Raw genomic sequence first — 18,409 nt, forward strand, 5'->3', positions numbered from 1 at the left:
GCCGGTAAATGCCAATCGCCACGAACCGGTGCTAGCCGGGCGCAATCCCAAGATCTTCAGGACACTCCTAGACGTCCAGGTCCACGACCACGGGCGCGTGGTCGGACGCGCCCTTGCCCTTGCGCTCCTCGCGGTCCACGTACGCGTCGCTGACGGCCTTCGCGAAGGGCGCGTTGCCGTACACCAGGTCGATGCGCATGCCGCGGTTCTTCGGGAAGGAGAGCTGGCGGTAGTCCCAGTACGTGAACGGGTGGTCGTACTTGAGGGGGCGCGGGACCACGTCGGACAGGCCCGCCTCACGCAGGGAAGCCAGGGCCGCGCGCTCGGCCGGGGTGACGTGGGTGGAGCCCTCGAAGAAGGCCGGGTCGAAGACGTCGTCGTCCGTCGGCGCCACGTTGTAGTCGCCCAACACCGCGAAGGGGCGGCTGCCCGCCGCGTCACCGGCGACGGCGGCCTTGAGCGCCTCGAACCACTGGAGCTTGTAGGCGTAGTGCGGGTGGTCCACCTCACGGCCGTTCGGCACGTAGACCGACCAGACGCGGAGCGGGCCGCAGGTCGCCGAGATGGCGCGGGGCTCCACCGAGCCGTCGAACCCGGGGTCGCCGGGCACGCCCTTGACGACGTCCTCGATGCCGACGCGGGAGAGCACCGCCACGCCGTTCCACCGGCCGGTGGCGTGGACCGCCGACTCGTAGCCCAGCTGGCGCAGTTGCTCCGACGGGAACTGCTCCTCGGCGACCTTGGCCTCCTGGAGGCACAGCACGTCCGTGCCGCTGCTCTCCAGCCAGGCCAGGAGCCTCGGCAGGCGGGCGGTGATCGAGTTCACGTTCCAGGTCGCGATGCGCATGCCCCACAACCTACCCGGCGGGTCTGACAACGCCGTCCCGGCGTCAGAGGTCCGCCGACGCCCCCGGGGTGAGCCGCAGGTGCTCGGAGCCGCCGAGCTGTCCGATCTGCCGGTCGTAGATCGGGCGGGCCAGGTCGGTGAGCAGGGCGTCGTGGATGTCGTAGGCGCGCCGCGGCTTCAGCTCGCGGACGTAGTCGATGACCTCGGAGATCTTGCTCCAGGGGGCCATCACCGGAAGCAGCAGCGTCTCGACGGGGTGGTCGGGGACGGTGAGGGCGTCGCCGGGGTGGAAGACCGTGCCGCCGTCGACGAGGTAACCGACGTTGGTGATGCGCGGGATGTCCGGGTGGATCACCGCGTGGAGCTCGCCGTGGACCTGGACGTCGAAACCGGCGGCGGTGAAGGTGTCGCCGTGGCCCACGGTGTGGACGCGGCCGGGGAAAGCGGCGGAGATCTTCTCGGCGACCGCCTTGAGGGTCCAGATCTCGGCGGCCGGATCGGCCTCCATCGCGGCGCGCAGCCGGAGCTCGTCGAAGTGATCGGGGTGCTCGTGGGTGACGAGGATGGCGTCCGCGCCGAGCGCTGCGTCCTCCTCGCTGAACCCGCCGGGGTCGAGGACGAGTGTCCGGCCGTCCTTCTCCAGGCGGACGCAGGCGTGCGACTTCTTCGTGAGCTTCATGGTCTCCATCCTCCCTCGGGGCCCGTGGGCAGGCTCACTCCTGCGGCGTGGTCTCCTCGCGGATGACCTGCTGGGCCACCTTGAACGCGCTGTTCGCGGCGGGGACGCCGCAGTAGACGGCCGCCTGGAGCAGCACTTCCTTGATCTCGCCCGGGGTGAGTCCGTTGCGCAGGGCGGCTCTGGTATGGAAGGCCAGCTCGTCCAGGTGCCCACCGGCGACCAGGGCGGTGAGGGTGACGCAGCTGCGGGTGCGCCGGTCGAGGCCGGGACGGTCCCAGATCTCGCCCCAGGCGTAGCGGGTGATGAACTCCTGGAAGTCCCCGGCAAACTCGTCGGCCTGCGCCAGCGCCCGGTCGACGTGCGCGTCGCCCAGCACCTCGCGGCGGACCTTGATCCCCGCGTCGTACGGGTCGGGCCGCCCCTGCGCCTGCGGCGGTACGGCGACCGGGGCGATCTCGGCGACGGGCCCGGTCTGCGGGGGCTGCGGCGGGGCGGTCGACAGGACCGGCTTGAGGGCGACCGGGGGCAGGACGTTCTGGCCGGTGGAGGTCTCGAACGCGGGCTGCCAGGCGGTGGAGAAGTGCCGCACCAGCAGGTCGGTGACGGCCGCGGGCTGCTCCACCGGGACCAGGTGGGAGGCGCCGGGGACGACGGCGAGGCGGGCGTCCGGGATCCCCGCGACCAGCGTGCGGGCCTCGGCGGGGCCGGTGATCTGGTCGTCCGAGCCGACCAGGACCAGGGTCGGCACACCGACCCGCCCGAGCTCGGGACGGACGTCGAACGAGGCGAGCGCCTCGCAGGAGGCGATGTAGCAGCCGGGGTCGGTGGTGCGCACCATCTGCACGGCCCACTCCGTGATCGCGGGCTGCGCGGCGGCGAACCCGCCGGTGAACCAGCGCTCGGGCGCGCTGCGGGCGATGGGGTCGAGGCCGTTCGTGCGGACGATCACGCCCCGCTGCCGGAACTCGTCTGCCGTGCCGAAGCGCGGCGAGGTCGCGATCAGCGCGAGCGAGGCGAGACGCTCCGGGTGGCGCAGGGCCAGCTCGATGCCGACGGCGCCGCCGAGCGCACAGCCCGCGTAGCCGAAGCGGTGGACGCCGAGCCCTTCGAGGGTGGCCAGCAGCCGCGTGGTGAGGTCACCCACCGCCCCCGCCGGGTACGCGGGGGCGCCGCCGTGGCCGGGCAGGTCGAACCGGAAGACGCGCCACTGCTTGATCAGCTCGGGGATCTGGCGGTCCCACATGTGCCATGTGGTACCCAGTGAGGGACCCAAGATCAGGACCGGAGCGTCTTCTGGCCCGTCAAAGCGGTATTGCAGGGTGTTCGACGGTGTCTCACTCACGCCTCAGACCCTCTCACGTATCACGAAATCTCACACAGCCCGAGGAACCCGACGGCTCCTGACCCTCTCGGCGCGGCACGTCCGGCACTGCCGGAACCCTCGGGGATCCAGATACGAGTTCTCCGATGAGTACGCGTGGCCGTGGGGACAGTGCGTCCTCCTGGCTCGCGCGCTCTCCCAGTCCCTGCGCCGCAGAGCTTCCTTCTTTGGCACGGCTTCCAGGTGGTCTCGGTTGCAGCAAAGCGTAAAGTGCCGTCCCCAAGGATCGGCATGACGCACCTGGAAGCCCTCCGGAATCTCACCGACCAACAACCTGAACACCACACGGTGGACAAGCTGTGTCTTTCCCTCGTAGGAGACTTGGCCGTAACCTGACTGCCCCTCCCCGTTGCAGCTACCGGTCCACAGCCAGCAGCCGGTCTCCGGGCCCACCTCGATCTTGGCTGCCATACGGCTGGGCAGGTCGCTCGGTCGGTAGGCCGCCTGACTCACGCTTGCCCCTCAGTCGCAACACCGTGCAGGCCATCCCACGTGGTGGCGGCTTCGCGAAGATCCTCTACGTCGGGCTTCACGTACCACTTCTTGGTGGTCTTCACATTCGTGTGTCCAGCCCACCGCGCAAGGATGTGATCCGGCACGCCGTTGTTGGCCAGGTACGTGAGGCACGACGAACGAGCGTCATAAAGACGAACTCGGCGGAGACCAAGGATCACCATGAGCCGGTACGCGCGTCGACGGAGCTGCTTGATCGTGAAGGCTTCTCCGGTCTCGTGCACCAGGACATAGCCGGACTCTGCGTATGCCTCACCCAGAGCCAGCTTCTCCTTGGCCTGGAGGGCCTTGAACGACCTGAGCGCAGCCAGCACCGGAGCCGGCAACGGGAGTTCCCGTTCACCGGCCAGAGACTTGGTGTCCTTCTCCACGACGTAGCGATTGCCCATCATGGTCCGCGTATTGGCTATGGTGATCGTGGCGTTGTCCGGGTCGACGTCTTCCCACCGGAGCCCACAGACTTCAGCCGGACGTAGACCAATGAGGGACAGCAGGAGCGGAGCGTAGAGCCGTTCCCCCTTGACGCCCTGAACGAATCTCTGAACCTCCTTGACGTTCCAGGGCTTCACCTCCTCCTTCTTCTTCCGTTCTTCCTTGCGCGCCCTTCGCGGAATAGTCACGTGCTGGGCCACGTTCATGGTCACCAGCCGACGCGTCACGGCTCGGTTGAGAGCGTCCTTCAGCCGAGCAAGGCTCATGTCCACGCTCGTCACTCCGAGCGGAGTTCCGGCCCTTCCACCGCGTACGCGCCCGTGCTTCAGAGCCCAGTGCATCCACCCTTCTACGTCCTCTTCAGTGAGCTCCTGAAGACGGATGTTGCCCAACTTCCCCCGCACCCGGTCCAGGGTGATGCGGTAGTTGTAAATAGTGGTCTCTTCCAAGTCGTCAGCCTTCATGGCCAGCCACTGGTCGAGCCATTCATTCAAGGTGACCTTATTCGGCGGTGCGAGCGTCCCTTCCTGGCGACGGTTGGTGATGCGGGCATACTCGGCCTTCGCTTCCTTCAGCGTGCCGAATGTACGAGTTAGCTGCTTGCGTTTCCCGGTGGCGTGGTCGATGCCTACATCGACCACGAACCGGTACCGGATCTGCCCCTTCGCGTTCGGTGGCAACTTCTTGATCGGATCGGACAGGGTTACTCACTCTCCTTAGGCCATGAAAATTCCACATTGACGGAGGGCCGCAACGCTTCAGGGAAGGGACGCCGCGGCCATCAAGGCACCAGCAGACGGTGCCGTTCTCTGCGGGTTTGCGGCGCCATTTACTGCATCCGCTACTGCTCCACCGCCAAGCGCAGCCGCATGCGAACGCCCTCAAATGGTCGTCACGATCGCCGGTTTGGCTAACCGGCGATCGTGGTCTATGTTTCGCCCCACACAGCTCAGAAGAACAGCCAGTACGACCAGAAACCCAGGGCCGGGAACACTGACACCCGGGCGACGTCTCCGGGGTGGGCCGAGTGCGCGAAGACCGCTCGGTACCGGCGGTCCGCCGCGTAGCAACAAGCCCTCACCGAGCAGCCCGGCAGTGCGAACACAGAAAGTCATCACTGCGGAAAGGGCACCACAGTCCTATCGCCCCTATGCGCTCCACGCGCCCAGGTCGCCAAGCGGATGGGGAGCAGGGAAACGGGCGGATCGGAGAGTCGCATTCGACAGGTGATGCTCCTTGTTCAGGGCCTCTACGAGGAGGCCGAGCACGTGAGATACCGGCTGGCTAACGTCGTGGTCGGCCTCCTGCCGACCCGAAAACCCGCCCCTCCAATGACCTGGTATTTCCGGGATGTTGTACGTTGACATGCTTCCGGAGCAGGTTCCAGTCTCTTCGGGCTCTTTCTCGTCTGCCGTGGGCGAAGTGAAGGTCTCCGGCAGATACTCACTCGCTTTTCGGGGCCTCGCTGCACATGTATCGACGCCTCAGCCGCGCCGCGGAAACGGGAAGCGGCAGTGCCCGAGCAGGGCTAGATACAGAGGAAACGCTGCGCGAGGCGCACCGGGTGCTGCCCGCGCTGACGAGCCGTCGCACCGTCCTGCTGACCTTGCGGTGCCCCTCGACGTTCCGGCCGCGCCTGGCACGGCCGATAGAATGTCCGGGCCCGGCCGCCACCCCGGTGCGGGGCCCGTGCCCGGCGAGAGGACCCCGCAGTGAGCCAGCACCGTTCCGCCCGTGCGGCGGTGTTCTCGGCCGGCTCCTGGGGTACCGCAGTCGCCAAGATCCTGGCCGATGCCGGCACCAACGTCATCGTGCACGCCCGACGGGACGAGATCGCCGAGGCGATCAATACGGTTCACCGTAACCCTGGTTACTTCCCGGACGTCGAACTGCCCGCCTCCCTGGCGGCCACGACCGACCCTGCCGCCGCGCTTCACCGTGCGGACTACCTCGTGCTGTCCATCCCCGCACAGTCCCTGCGGACCAACCTCGCTCTGTGGACGCCGCACATCGGGCCCTACACCCTGATCGTGTCCCTGATGAAGGGCATCGAACTGGGCAGCGGGGAACGGGCGAGTCAGGTCATCACCGAGGTAACCGGCGTGAGCGCGGACCGGGTCGCGGTGCTGTCCGGCCCGAACCTTGCCCGCGAGATCATGGACGGCCAGCCTGCCGCCGCCACCGTCGCCTGTCCCGACGAGGACGCCGCCCGCCGCTTCCAGCAGGCGTGCCACACCTCGTACTTCCGGCCCTACACCAGCACCGACGTGATCGGCTGCGAGCTGGGCGGCGCGGTGAAAAACGTCATCGCCCTGGCGGTCGGCATCGCTTCGGGCATGGGCCTGGGCGACAACGCCTCGGCGATGCTCATCACCCGCGGGCTGGCCGAGACCACCCGGCTGGCTGTGGCCATGGGCGCCCACCCGGCCACCCTCGCAGGGCTTGCCGGCCTCGGCGACCTGGTGGCCACCTGCTCGTCCCCGCTCTCCCGCAACCGCACCTTCGGCACCCACCTCGGGCACGGTCTAAGCGTCGAACAGGCGACGGCCGCCACCCGGCAGACCACCGAGGGCGTCAAATCCGCCGAGGCGATTCTCGCCCTGGCTCATGCCCACGGCGTTGAGATGCCGATCACCCAAGTGATCTCCGCCCTGCTGTACGAGAAGGTCACCCTCGACGAGGCCGCCGCCGCGCTGATGCAGCGGCCCCCAAAGCCCGAGCGCTGACCCCCCGATGCTCGTCCCGGAGACGATGCCGTATGCCATCGCAGCCGCGGATCGAAGCGGAAGACGTCCCAGGACGTCCGGCCGATCACCGCCCGGCCCTCGCACCTTGCGTCGTAGTCTGCCGAGCATGGATCTCACCATTTGGGCCCATGACCTGGCCGGGTCTCTCCTCGCCGAGCCCCTGCCTCGGCGCTGGGCACACTCTCAGGGCGTTGCCGCAAGGGCGCAGTCCCTGGCGGGAATCCTGGGCGACGATGCGGAACTCCTGTGGGCCGCGGCGATGCTGCACGACATTGGTTACACGCCGTCGCTCGCCACGACGGGGTTCCATCCGCTGGACGGCGCCCGCTACCTGCGCGACCGTTCAGCCGCGGACGAGCGCCTGGTACGGCTGGTCGCCAACCACTCGTACGCGCTGTTGGAGGCGGAAGAGCGCGGGCTGCGGGAAGAGTTGGAGGCCGAGTTCCCGGTCCTCGACCACGCCGGGCTGGTGGATGCTCTCGTGTACTGCGATATGACCACCACCCCGGACGGTACCCCCACCACCGTGGATGCCCGGCTGGCGGAGATCCTCACTCGGTACGACTGCGACAGCGTCGTCGGCCGATTCATCCGCCGAGCCGATGGGGATCTGCGAGCTGCTGTACACAGAGTTGAGGCCCGGCTGATCTTGGCAGAGCGGTAAGGGAGGCTCTGGTGCTCAGTCGACGTGAGGGAACATCCCGTCCAGGTAGTGGGCGATCTGCTTCCGCATGGAGTGGTGGATGTCGTAGGAGTCCAGTTCGCCGGGCAGGATCCAGCGGACGCCATCGGCCTCGTCGTTGATAGTGGGCTCGCCTCCGACCGGCCGGCCGATCACGGTGACCTCGTATGCCTGCCGGATCTCCCCGTCCGTGTAGGCCACCACATGCTCAGGGACCGAATACACGCCGAGGAGCCCGGTGGGTTCGGCGTCGATTCCGGTCTCTTCCTTGCATTCCCGGACTGCGCACTGCGATGGGGATTCCCCTATGTCCATGGCTCCCCCGGGCAGAGCCCACTGCCCCGTGTCGCGGCGCCGCTGCAGGAGGATCGCCCCGTCCGCCTCCCGGACTACCAGCATGTTGCACGCCGGGATCAACGTGTTCGGCTTGGGTGCGTTCTCGTCGTACCAGTACTCCGTACGTCCCATCGCGGGCCGCGCTCCTCACATGGACTCGGGTGACCAGGGCTTTGCAGTCTCCCAGACCGCGTCGAAGCTGCCGGCGTAGTGGTCGAACCAGCCGTCTTCCTCCAGGCGCCGCAGCTCGAACAGGGGGTTTGCGCTGGCGGGCTGCCCCCAGACGTGCGGGTTGACCAGGAGCACGTCATCGAAGCGGAAGAGGCTGTTGTAGAGGGTGGTGTCGTGGAGGCGCACCTCGCACCGGGGCGTGCCGATCAGCTTGCGGTAGTAGGTGAGGGACGCCCTGATCTTTGCTGAGAGGGTTCCGCCGATGCCTTCTTCCTCGTCCCTGACGGCGACCGCCTTGCCCGATGGGTCACCGAAACAGAGGCGGACCTGAACTCCGGCGTCGGCGCGCTCGGCGAGCATCGCCGCAACGCGCGGGTTGGTCTGGGCGAAGAACGTGCCGCTGAACACCAGTACGTCGATGTGTTCCTGAGCGGTCTTCAGGAGGCGGACCCAGGACTTCCGCGGGAAGCTCGCGCGGTTCGGGAAGGCAGCGACCAGTTCGGTCTGCTCGGTCGGCTGCCCCTGCGCCTCGTCCTCCTCAGGCGGCCACAGGTACGCCATGTCCACACCGAGATGCTTTGCAACCGCCCATTGGTGCCGACGGAGTGGCTGCCGGCCGATGCTGATCCAGCGCTCCACCGTCTTGACATCAACTTGGCACGAGGCCGCGAGCTCCTCTGGGGTGATCTGCCGCTGAAGCATCACCGTACGCAACCGCTCGTTCACCATCGCATCCTCGCAGGACGTCCTGGGACGCGGCAAGATCTTGCGGGACGCCAGGACGTCCCACAAGGCCACTTTTAACAGGTAGTTCACGCTGCCTACCCTGGTCACGTGCAGCGAATTGTGTTGTGGGACGTGGACCACACCCTTGTGGAAAACTCCGGTGTGAGCAAGGAGATCTACGCCAGCGCCTTCAAGGCACTAGCTGGGCGGGAGGCCGAGTTGCCTGCTCCAACGGAGGGGCGTACGGATCGGGCGATCATGCGCGAGATGTTCATCCGGCACGGTTTGCCGGTTCCTGACTGGGAGCGGGCGCAGCAGGCACTGGAGGAAGCCGGCCGTTGCCGCGAAGCGGATCTGCGCCGGCGGGGTCATGTCCTGCCCGGTGTCGAGGACGCGTTGAAGGCACTCGCGGCGGACCCAGCTATCTGTTCCTCAGTCCTCACCGGCAACATTTCGGCCAATGCCCACGTCAAGCTGCGTGCGTTCGGGCTTGATGGCCTGCTCGACATGGCTGTTGGCGGGTACGGCGAGGACAGCGACGATCGAGCGCGTCTCGTCGACGCCGCCCGTGCCCGTATCCATGCCGCCCACGGCATCCCACTCGTCTCGCCGACCGTCCTGATCGGGGACACGCCCCGCGATGTGCGCGCCGCGCATGACGCCCAGGCACACTGCATCGCCGTCGCCTCCGGGATCCACTCGGTGGCAGAACTCCGCGCTGCTGGGGCCGACGCCGTCGTCCCTGATCTGACCGACACGGAGGGCTTGTTGACCCTCCTGCGGGAAGTCCTGACCTGAGTGGACAGCAGAGCTCCGGGACCAGAGACCGGTGACCGGGTCAGGGGCGCAACGCGTAGCAGCGCAGCGTGTCCAGATCTTCGCTGTGGACCGAGGACCAGGACGCGGTCAGCAATTCGGCGTGCTGCCGGCTGATCCCGATGGATTTCCGTTCGTCCGGGAGGCGTTCAGCGAGCGGGGTGACGACCCAGAACGTCCCGCCGGGTGGGAGAAGGTATCGGACGCGGGCGAGGAAGGCCGCCTTGTCCTTGATGAAGGCGAACACCAAGCGGCAGGTGACGGCGGCGTAGCCCGCCTCCGGCAACGCTCGGATGTCCTCGGTCTCGAAGTCCAGCCGCTGAAAATGCGGACCGTCGGACGTGTCCTGCTCGGCCTGGGCGATCTTCAGCGCGGCGGAGGAACAGTCGATCGCTGTGGTGCGGTATCCCAGGTCACCATGTAGATACCGGGCAAGGACACCGTCGCCGCAGCCGACGTCGAGCGCGGGCCGGCCGTGGCCGGCGCCAAGGAACTGGCCGGTCAGCTGCTGCTCTTCGAGACTGAGGCGGCGGTAGCGGCGCCCTGATGTCCACAACGGATCCCAGTACGTGGCCGGGTTGTTGATCGTCACGGATTCGCGGGCTCCTCGGTAACAGTCAGGGCAGCGGGGGCGACCGTCCTCATGTCCCGCACGGGTGAGTTCCAGAGCACAAGGAACGGGATGACCAGGGCCACGGTGATGAGCGTGAGGGTGAGGTGCAGCCCTAGCCACGTGCCGAGGCCGCCAGCGGCGAGGGCGGCGAAGGGTCGCAGGCTGAAGGCGAGCCACGCTCCGGTGGCCTGGGCCCGTCCTTGGAGTTCGTCGGGGGCAAGTTCCTGGCGGACCGCCCTCTGGAGTCCGCCGTGGCACACCGCAGCGCCGGTTTGGATGACCATGCCGATGCCGATGGCGATCTGCCCGCCAAGTCCGGGTCCGACGAGAACCAGAGGGATTTGGGCGAGTGGGTTGAGGGAGAGCGCTCCGAGCATCACCGGGCCTGGGCCCCAGCGTCGTTCCAGGGGCTGCCAGACCAGGGCGCCGAGGATGCCGCCGGCGCCGCCGGCGCCCATGACGATGCCGAGGGCTGTCGGGCTCCAGTGCAGCTCGCGCAGCAAGTACAGCGACCAGAGGGCGCTACTGGCGGCCAGGACGAAGGAGGTGGCGGTGTTGGACAGCACGATGGACCGCACGACAGGGGTGCGCAGGGTGTAGGTGAGGCCCTCGCGGATCTCGGCCCATTGGCTGGTGCCGGCCTTTCGGGGTGGCGGCGGGTCTTCACGGTGCTTGATGCGCCACAAGAGCAGGGCGCTGGCCAGGTAGGAGGCGGCATCCACGGTGATGGCGCGGGCGGCGCCGAGCGCCACGACGAGGGCGCCGCCGGAGTTGGTGCCGATGAGGTCGGCCAGGGAGTTACCGGCGCCCATCTTGGCGTTGCCGTCCTTGATTCGTCCCGGGCCGAGGAGGGAGGGCAGGAAGCTGATGGACGCGTTACTGCCGATAACCTGCAGGGCGGCCACCGTGAAGGCTACCGCGTAGAGATGGATCAGGGTGATGCGGGCGAGAAGCTGTGCGGTGGGAAGGGTCAGGAGGACAGCGGCGCAGAGCAGATCGCAGGTGATGATCAGGGGACGTTTGCGTCGGCGGTCGGCCAGGACCCCGGCGTGGAGGGACAGCAGCAGGGGTGGGAGTTTGGAGGCGAAGGCGATCAGCGCGACGTTGAAGGTGGAGGCGTGCAGTTCGACGACGGCCAAGACGGACAGCGCGATCGTGGTCACGCCGCTCCCGGTAACGCTGATGCCCTGGGCGACGGCATAGTGCCGGAAGTCTCTGTCTCGCCACAGGCTTCCTGGGGCGTGGGGTCCGGATCGGTGCGGCACGTTCTGCGAACTCCCCCTCATAGGTATGGCTGTTACGTCCCCGCCATGCGGTGTCTCGTCCCGTGTTGGGCTCCCGCTGGCGACCGGGGCCGCACGGGTCAGCGCGGCAGGAACCGTTCGACGCCTTCGCCGTGCAGCAGCTGGGTGATGTTCTCCACGAGGCCGCCGAGGTCATCGGCCGGTCCGGTGGCTGCGACGCGGATCGCATCGCCGTGGGAGGGGTGGAAGACGGCAGCGTCGACTCTGATCCGGTGGGGTTTGCCGGTGTAGTAGGCGTGGACTGAGCAGGCGGTCTGGCAGTTGCCTTTGAGCTGGGCGAGGACGCCACGCTCGACGGCCAGCAGCCGGGCGGTGGCGGGGTCGTTGATGGCGTCGACGAGGTGGGCGGCGATGGTGTCGCCGCTTCGCTGCTCGACGACGAGCGTGCCCGCACCGGTGGCCGGGGCCAGCACCAAGACCGGGATGAGCTGTGTGGCACGGTCCGCCTGGGACACCCGGCACAGTCCGGCATAGGAGACCACGAGGGCGTCGAGCGGCTTGTCGCCTTCGCCGGCATCGAGACGGGCGAGGCGGGGGATCAGGTTGCCGCGCACCGGCTGGATGGTGAGGTGGGGGTAGCGGGTGCGGAGTTGGGCGATGCGGCGGGGCGCGCTGGTGCCGAGGACGCTTCCGGATGGGAGGTCGTCCAGGGTAGCTGCGGGCTGTCCGGCCGGGAGGACGAGGGCGTCCCGGGCGTCTTCGCGGGGCAGGACGGCGCCGATGGTGGTGTCGGTGCCGCGCTCGTGGGGGCCGGGGAGGTCTTTGGCGCACGAGACGGTGACATCGACGCGTGCGGTGGCCAGCGCCCGGTCCAGCTCGCGTACCCAGGCGGTCTTGCCGCCGATCTCCGCGAGAGGTCCCTGGTGCAGGTCGCCGGCGGCTTTCATCGGGTTCACGTGGACGGCGACTCGGGGGAAGGCGTGTTCGAGTAGTCCGGCGACGTGGGCTGCTTGGACCAGGGCCAGGTCGGAGTCGCGCGGGTTCCGATGACGAGCTTGGGCGGGAGGTGGGTCACGGACGGATCCTGTGGTCGGGGAAGTGGGAGGTGAGGAGGGTGACGATCGTGGTGATGGCGAGGCCGGCCGCGATCACGCCGAGGCAGCCCAGCAGGTCGCGCAGCGTGCTCCACAGCGGGTCGGCGGCCCATTTGCTAGGCCGCCGCGCACCGGGCCGGGCGGTGCGCGGCGGGTGGTGGGTGTCAGTCGGGGGTGCTGGCGGCATGTGATTCGCCGTTGGCCGAGGGAGTCGGTAGCACCAGTGGCGCGGCGGTGCCGTACTGGTTGGCCTGCATGAGGTACATGCGCCGGTACTGGGAATCAGGCCGCGCCATGAGCTCCTGGTGGGAACCGCTCTCCACGAGGTGTCCCTCGTCCAGGACATAGATGATGTCGGCGTGCTGGACGCCGGCCATGCGGTGGCTGACCAGCACGACGGTCTTGCCTTCGTCGGCCAGGCGGCGGATGCGTTCGAAGGACTCGATCTCGGCCTCGGGGTCGAGGGCGGAGGTGGGCTCATCGGCGATGACGAGGCTCGCCTGCCGGTGCCGCAGCCGGGCTTGCCCGACCGTCTGCCACTGTCCCCCGGACAGTTCCTGGCCTCCGCGGAACTGCCGGGCCAGCAGGGTGCCGAGACCGCGGGGAAGAGCGTCGGCGAGCTTGTCGGCGCCAGAGTAGGCGGCAGCGCGGGCGATGTCGACGTCCGCGTTGCGTTCCGGCTGGCCGATCTGGATGTTGGTTCGCAGGGTGAAGGGCCAGCGCTGGAAGCCCTGATCGAGAGCGGCCACGTGCCGGAAGATGTCCACCCGGTCGGCCTCGACAAGATCGGTCTGCCCCCACAGGATGCGGCCGGCCGTGGGCCGGTGCAGGCCGGCGAGCAGCTTCACCGCGGTGGACTTGCCGCTGCCGTTCGCGCCGACCAAGGCGATGACGGCCCCGCGCGGGAAAGTCAGGGTTACCTCCTGCAGAGCGGGGGTGTCGCGGTCGGGGTAGGTGAACGACACGTTCTCGAAGGTGACCTGGTCGGGAAAGTCGCGCACGGGCTGGCCGCCCGTGGGGATGGCCCGGCGTTCGGCTTCGTCACGGAAGTGGTCGAGGTCGCGGACGTAGAGGGACTCCTCGTGCAGCCGCAGGATGTTGTCGACGAGGGCGCCGAGGCTTGCTGAGCCGGTACGGATCGCGAGCGCGGCCGTGGCCACGGTGGCGGCGCTCATGTGGCCGGTCAGCCACAGAACGCCCAGGCCGGCAAACGTGGCCGCCGACGCGAGGCCGGCCATGGCCGCGGCAATCAGTTCGGTGACCGCGCGGCCGTCGGCAAGGCGGGTCTGTTCGGCCTCGGCGGTCTGGCCCATCTCGTGGAAGTGATCGAGCAGGAAGGGGCCGACCTGGTGAACGCGGATCTCCGTGGCAGATTCCCGGGCGGTGATGAGGTTGTTGACCAGGCGCTTGGCCCGCTCGTGCTCGATCCACTGCATCCGGGAGGCGTAGCGGCGCCGGGCCACATGCATGGCACCCCAGCCACGGGGCAGCGCGATGAGCAGCAGCAGTGGCAGCAGGACGGGGCTGAGGACCGTGACCACGCCGGCCGCGGCGACGAGGGAGAACACGCCGTTCACCACGGCAACGCAGACGCCGATCATGGTGCGGGAGGACTGGGCGCCGAAGTACGCGGAGTCCAGGAGCGTGCGGAACTCGCCGTCTTCGATGGCCTCGAGTTCCGCGCGGGCGGCGCCCTCCAGGAACTGTTCGGTGGCCAGCCTCTCGACTTTCGGTTCCAGCCGCCCGGTGCCCGCCGTCGATAGGCAGGCCAGGATGGTGCCGACCACGGCGATGATGCAGCCGACGATCAGGGCCGGCAGCGCGGCGTGCAGCCGGGAGACGTTGTCCCCGTCCTTGAGTAGGGCTTGGATCACCTGGTTGGTGACCAGCAGCCCGGCGGCTTGGGTGATGCTCTGGCCCACCTCGGCGATCCCGATGGTCAACAGGGCATGGCGGTCCGCCTGCCAGGCCAGGCGCAGGGTGCTGCCCACCAGCGCCGGCACCATCCGGGCGGCCTGCCCGAATTTGGTGTCCAGTCGCGCGTACTCGTGGCGCACCCAGCCGAAGTCGTAGCGCAGCGCCCCGCCGAAGAGCGCGACCTCGGACTCGGAGACGGTCTGTTCCGTCTTCCAGACCCGTTTCAGGAGCCGCTTCACCACGCCTCCGACACGGCCGAGCTGGACAGGACGTGGGACTTGCCGTCGATCAGAACGGCAGGCACACCAGTGAGGAGCGCGGCGTGCGCCGCCTGGATGCGGCGGGCGAGGCGGTGCGGCAGCCGCGCGAGGGCCTCCTCGACGGGGAGGAACTCGGCGGCGCCGATCTCCCCGTCCGCGAAGCGCAGGGACTGTGTCTGCTGATCGGTGAGGGGACCCACGTGGAACACCGTGACGACCATGGCCCGCCCGTACCGGGCAGCGGGGACCTGGTCCAGGACGAGGAACCGGCCGATCGGCACGCCGGTCAGGTCGAGTTCCTCGGCCAGTTCACGTGCCAGGCCCTCGATCTGCGTTTCGCCAGCCTCCACCATGCCGCCGGGCATGTCGAAGCCGTCCTTGTAGGTCGGGTCGACCACGAGAATGCGGCCGTCGGCATCGGTGATCAAGGCGGTGCAGGAGGCCATCGGCGCCTCAACCTGGGCCCAGTACGCCCGTTGCTCGTCGGTGACCACGCGGTCAGGGCTGCCGACAGTCTGTTCGGTGGTGTCAGGTTCGCCGGACATGAGAGTCCTCCTCCAGGGCCAGAAAGGCGGTGCAGGGCGTCGCGCCGGCAGGACTCCGGCACGAAGTGCGCGTCACGTGCGGACGTCAAGACAGGAGCGCCGCCATGCCCGTGTGGGGGATCTCGATCGCGGCCTGCGGCGGACTCAGCGGAATTCCCCAGCGGGCTGCCGCCATTCGGGCCGCGTACTCGGCCTGTTCAGCTCCGGCGCGTCCAAGGCCGAGCAGCTCGCTCGCCTGCACCGGGCTGACCAGCAGCCGGCCGTAGGTGATACCGGTCGCGACATCCGGTGCCGCCGGCCCCACGGAGTCGATGCGTGCGATGTAACGTGCCCGGGCGTTCGCCCCGGTGCCTGGGCCGTAGACCGCACCGTCCGGATCAAGGAGGTAGCCGAGGTAGGCGGCACCGTGGAGGCGCAGAGCCGCCTCTTCGGCGGCTTCACGCAGTGCCGCCGCCTTCGGCCCGTCGTCGTCCATTTCGACCGTTCCGCCCGGCAGGACGACATGGCCGTCGCGCGGATCCACGAGGACGACGACCCGGCCGAGCGGGTCGAAAGCCCACACCCACGCTTGCTTCACGGGAAGGCCGGCGGCGGGCTCCATGGCCGGGTGCCAGGCGATGTCCTGGTAGCCGATCGCAATACGGGGGACGACGTCCAATCGCTGCAGTGCCTGTCCGAGCCCGACGCTCTCACCGTCTTCCAGCACGGCCGGTCCGGCACGGTCGATCCGGGCGCGCAAGGCAGCGAGCATCCGTCGCCTCTCGATCGGGCGCATCCGGCGTGCGGCCTGCGCCGGCGGAAGGAAGTCAAACGAGGTGATCTCGTCCTCAGGCAAGCGAATCCGGGCGATGTCACTCTCCTCCAGGACTCCACCGTCCCAAATGGAGACGGTTTCACCGGGAAAGCCGTACACCTTCCCGAACTCCGGATTGCCCCTGCTGACCCAGTCCACCGCCAGCAGCTGGCGTACACCGACGGACAGCCCGAGTTCCTCGGCTACCTCGCGCACCGCCGCGGCCGACGGCCGCTCCGCCTGGTCCACGGCCCCGCCGGGCAACAGCAGCCTTCCGGGCCGGTATGCCGGGTCCAACACCAGGACCTTGCCCTCGGCATCAGTGAAGAGCACCGCGGCGCCGCCCCAGAAGACCGCGCGTGAGTGCGCGTAATATTCCGGCGCCATCAGCCCCACCGGCTCGCGTTCATCCTCAGCCGGCATCGGGCCACCCCAGCGTGCTCGCGCTCTGGCCCCGCAGAATGCAGATCAGCGCCTGGCGAGTGTAGCGCACGAGCTTCTCCGGCAGAGCCGAGAGCGGCCACCACTGCAGCTCCGCACACTTGTCAGGTTCCGCGACATGAGGGCGCCCGGCGTACTGATCGGCGGTGAAGAAGACTTGGAGCCGGCTCTCGCGAGTCTTGGGGTCGTAGTCGTGGACCGTGTGCGCGACCACCAAGTCCGCCTCTTCGAGAGCGATGCCCAACTCCTCCCGGGCCTCACGGACCATGCCCGCAAGGAAGGACTCCCCCTCCTCAAGATGGCCAGCCGGAACATGCCACCATCCGTCACACCAAGCAGTGCCCGCACGGAAACCGAGCAGCACCCGGCCCTGCTCGATCAGAACCAGGTGAAGTCCGATCACGGACCGGTATGGCAACGCCTTCTCCTCCTCGACATGGCGGTGCGATCGGAGGCCAGTTGACAGCGCGGTCCGCAGGCCAACTGCCCAGGCACGGAGCGATCCGTCCTGCGAACGTGCCAGCTGAAGAGCACGCGGCCTTCTGGCAGGCGACGGAAAAGGTTCGGTCAACGCCCCAGCAAGAGCGCCGGGGTGAAACCGACGGCGCCTAGCAGGCAGCACAGACGGCACAGTGGGCCTCCCGAAGCATGAGGAATTCAATGCGTACGCCGCCTGTGACCGCAGCGACTCGGGTGCCCGTTGCCGGACTCCGCAGAGTCTATCTAGCTTGAGTCCTAGGGGTGTTGGGCGAGCCCGTGTTCTCGACGCTTCCACCCGTTGCGGTGTCTCTTCGAAGCCTTGGGCGCGTCGAGGCGTGCGACGGCAGGGTAGCCCAGCCTTCTCCGTTAATGGGAACAGCCGTGGCAGGCCAACGTCCCCGACTCATTGCGGGACTCCCCACTCGCATGGACGAAGACCAACGCACCCGACCGCGAGGTGCGCGAGCAGCTCGGCGGGCCGTCCAGCCCCCCGGCCCGTCCGACCGCAGGCGCACCCACTGGCCTGAGGCCAGCTGACGGTCACCGAGGCCGCGATGTTCGCTCTTCGACGGCTGCTGTCCCACACCATGGCTACAGTCATCGAACAAATGGCTGAATCACCCACACGAAAATGCCCGACACCCTTACGTCACCGGAGATAGACTCGTCAACGTCCGGCAGCGGGCACCCGAGCGTCGCGGTCACAGACGGCATTGGACAGGATTCGTCGTCCCCGGGAGCGCTGCCTCGTGACATACACGCCCACGTTTGCGCCAGAGCCGACTCGCCGACAAACTCACCCGCGCTGGCGTCGAGCACCTCAGCGCGGATCCGGGCCGGCTGGAGGCCGCGGTACGCAAACTGCTGGCCTTGGCCTGTTCCGTCTCGCTGAGCACTTTGCCGCGCGGCCTGACACGGGGGCCGCGGCCCTCGGTCGACGAGCTGGAGCCCCAGCCACTCCTGCGGGGGAAGCAGATTTGGTTCCGGCTCAGCGGCACCACCGCCGAAGAGGGGCGATGCCGACGCACCGCAAGGGTGTTGTTTCAGCCCATCTCGCCGATTGCGTAAGCCAGTTCGACCATTCTCGGGCTGTCTTGACGTGCTGTCGCGCGGCCTAGACTCAAGGTCGTTTGCCCGGCGTCGGCCGCCCGTCATCAAGGGGTGCCTGCCGTGCGCCCTGGCTTTGGGCGCCGCCGGGTGCGCGACCGATTCCATCGAATGCAGAAGGGTGTTCTCGTGCCCGAGAAGGTCACCAAGGACAAGGTGCTGTGCTACGTCGTGCGCGACGGGAAGTTGCTGGTCTTCCGGCACACCGACTACAGCTACGAGGAGGTGGGCATCCAGGTCCCGGCCGGCAGCATCCGCGAGGGCGAGACGTCGGAGGCGGCGGCGCTGCGCGAGGCCCGCGAGGAGACGGGCCTGAAGGACTTCAAGATCGTGCGGAAGCTCGGCGAGACCGAGTACGACATCAGTCCCTACCGGTTCGAACTCCAGCACCGGCACGTCTTCCACCTGGAGCTGACCGAGCCCACCCCGGAGCGCTGGATGAGCCAGGAGGACCACGACGGGGAGCAGGAGCCCACGCACTTCGAGTGCTTCTGGATCCCGCTGGAGGCCGCCCACATCCTGCAGTCCGGCCAGGGCGCCCTGCTGGGACGCCTGTACGACTGATCCCGCTACCGGTCACGGCCA

The 18,409-nt window shown here is 68.3% G+C and carries 18 protein-coding genes; 4 read left to right on the top strand and 14 right to left on the bottom strand.

The genetic code is table 11. The annotated features are described in order from the left end of the window. Positions 1-67 precede the first annotated feature (67 nt). Genes HDC93_RS02880 through HDC93_RS02900 form a run of 5 tightly spaced genes read right to left on the bottom strand, consistent with a single transcriptional unit; the run spans position 68 to position 4,493 of the window. Complete coding sequence (locus tag HDC93_RS02880; protein ID WP_185006793.1) at positions 68-847, bottom strand: exodeoxyribonuclease III; 780 nt, start codon at positions 845-847, stop codon at positions 68-70. A 43-nt stretch (positions 848-890) separates the two neighbouring features. After that, on the bottom strand, positions 891-1,526 hold the full coding sequence (locus tag HDC93_RS02885; protein WP_185006795.1) for an MBL fold metallo-hydrolase: 636 nt from the start codon (positions 1,524-1,526) through the stop codon (positions 891-893). 34 nt (positions 1,527-1,560) lie between these two features. Continuing rightward, positions 1,561-2,868: a 4-carboxymuconolactone decarboxylase gene (gene pcaC / locus HDC93_RS02890; RefSeq protein WP_185006797.1), complete on the bottom strand. Its 1,308-nt coding sequence runs from the start codon at positions 2,866-2,868 to the stop codon at positions 1,561-1,563. 30 nt (positions 2,869-2,898) lie between these two features. Beyond that, the gene (locus HDC93_RS39570) at positions 2,899-3,318 is read right to left on the bottom strand and encodes an HNH endonuclease signature motif containing protein (protein ID WP_185006799.1); all 420 of its coding nucleotides are present in this window, start codon (positions 3,316-3,318) and stop codon (positions 2,899-2,901) included. 38 nt (positions 3,319-3,356) lie between these two features. Further along, entirely contained in the window at positions 3,357-4,493 is a 1,137-nt protein-coding gene (locus HDC93_RS02900) for a tyrosine-type recombinase/integrase (protein WP_311774473.1), read from the bottom strand. A 1,071-nt stretch (positions 4,494-5,564) separates the two neighbouring features. Between HDC93_RS02900 and HDC93_RS02905 the strand changes: the two genes are divergently transcribed. Beyond that, the gene (locus HDC93_RS02905; protein WP_185006801.1) at positions 5,565-6,578 is read left to right on the top strand and encodes an NAD(P)H-dependent glycerol-3-phosphate dehydrogenase; all 1,014 of its coding nucleotides are present in this window, start codon (positions 5,565-5,567) and stop codon (positions 6,576-6,578) included. A gap of 127 nt (positions 6,579-6,705) precedes the next feature. Beyond that, the gene (locus HDC93_RS02910; protein ID WP_185006803.1) at positions 6,706-7,263 is read left to right on the top strand and encodes an HD domain-containing protein; all 558 of its coding nucleotides are present in this window, start codon (positions 6,706-6,708) and stop codon (positions 7,261-7,263) included. A 15-nt stretch (positions 7,264-7,278) separates the two neighbouring features. On the opposite strand, the gene HDC93_RS02915 is transcribed toward HDC93_RS02910, so the two are convergent. Both HDC93_RS02915 and HDC93_RS02920 read right to left on the bottom strand, forming a co-directional pair. Beyond that, positions 7,279-7,749: an NUDIX hydrolase gene (locus tag HDC93_RS02915; protein ID WP_037706353.1), complete on the bottom strand. Its 471-nt coding sequence runs from the start codon at positions 7,747-7,749 to the stop codon at positions 7,279-7,281. Between the two features lie 15 nt (positions 7,750-7,764). Continuing rightward, positions 7,765-8,514 carry a helix-turn-helix transcriptional regulator gene (locus tag HDC93_RS02920; protein WP_185006970.1) on the bottom strand — a complete coding sequence of 250 codons (750 nt, stop codon included), beginning with the start codon at positions 8,512-8,514 and terminating at the stop codon, positions 7,765-7,767. 108 nt (positions 8,515-8,622) lie between these two features. Here HDC93_RS02920 and HDC93_RS02925 point away from each other — a divergent pair, with 108 nt between their 5' ends. After that, a complete protein-coding gene (locus HDC93_RS02925; protein ID WP_185006805.1) occupies positions 8,623-9,312 on the top strand; it encodes an HAD family hydrolase in 690 nt (229 codons plus the stop codon). 40 nt (positions 9,313-9,352) lie between these two features. On the opposite strand, the gene HDC93_RS02930 is transcribed toward HDC93_RS02925, so the two are convergent. The 7 genes from HDC93_RS02930 to HDC93_RS02960 form a co-directional block, all read right to left on the bottom strand. Beyond that, positions 9,353-9,922: a bifunctional 2-polyprenyl-6-hydroxyphenol methylase/3-demethylubiquinol 3-O-methyltransferase UbiG gene (locus HDC93_RS02930; RefSeq protein ID WP_185006807.1), complete on the bottom strand. Its 570-nt coding sequence runs from the start codon at positions 9,920-9,922 to the stop codon at positions 9,353-9,355. Beyond that, entirely contained in the window at positions 9,919-11,229 is a 1,311-nt protein-coding gene (locus HDC93_RS02935) for an MFS transporter (RefSeq protein ID WP_185006809.1), read from the bottom strand. The genes HDC93_RS02930 and HDC93_RS02935 overlap by 4 nt, the downstream gene beginning before the upstream one ends. A gap of 77 nt (positions 11,230-11,306) precedes the next feature. After that, positions 11,307-12,212 (bottom strand): hydroxymethylbilane synthase, encoded by a 906-nt coding sequence (gene hemC, locus HDC93_RS02940; RefSeq protein WP_185006972.1) that lies wholly within the window; start codon positions 12,210-12,212, stop codon positions 11,307-11,309. A gap of 233 nt (positions 12,213-12,445) precedes the next feature. Continuing rightward, a complete protein-coding gene (locus HDC93_RS02945; RefSeq protein ID WP_185006811.1) occupies positions 12,446-14,437 on the bottom strand; it encodes an ABC transporter ATP-binding protein in 1,992 nt (663 codons plus the stop codon). Continuing rightward, positions 14,434-15,003, bottom strand: coding sequence for an NUDIX hydrolase (locus HDC93_RS02950; RefSeq protein ID WP_185006813.1), 570 nt, complete (start codon positions 15,001-15,003; stop codon positions 14,434-14,436). The genes HDC93_RS02945 and HDC93_RS02950 overlap by 4 nt, the downstream gene beginning before the upstream one ends. Positions 15,004-15,088: 85 nt before the next feature. Further along, positions 15,089-16,219 (bottom strand): NUDIX hydrolase, encoded by a 1,131-nt coding sequence (locus tag HDC93_RS02955; RefSeq protein ID WP_185006815.1) that lies wholly within the window; start codon positions 16,217-16,219, stop codon positions 15,089-15,091. Beyond that, complete coding sequence (locus tag HDC93_RS02960) at positions 16,209-16,640, bottom strand: NUDIX domain-containing protein (protein WP_185006817.1); 432 nt, start codon at positions 16,638-16,640, stop codon at positions 16,209-16,211. The genes HDC93_RS02955 and HDC93_RS02960 overlap by 11 nt, the downstream gene beginning before the upstream one ends. Before the next feature lie 1,313 nt (positions 16,641-17,953). Here HDC93_RS02960 and HDC93_RS02965 point away from each other — a divergent pair. Then, positions 17,954-18,388 carry an NUDIX domain-containing protein gene (locus tag HDC93_RS02965; RefSeq protein ID WP_107405494.1) on the top strand — a complete coding sequence of 145 codons (435 nt, stop codon included), beginning with the start codon at positions 17,954-17,956 and terminating at the stop codon, positions 18,386-18,388. Positions 18,389-18,409 lie beyond the last annotated feature (21 nt).

Source organism: Streptomyces sp. AK010, assembly GCF_014207295.1.
GTDB classification, from domain to species: domain Bacteria; phylum Actinomycetota; class Actinomycetes; order Streptomycetales; family Streptomycetaceae; genus Streptomyces; species Streptomyces massasporeus.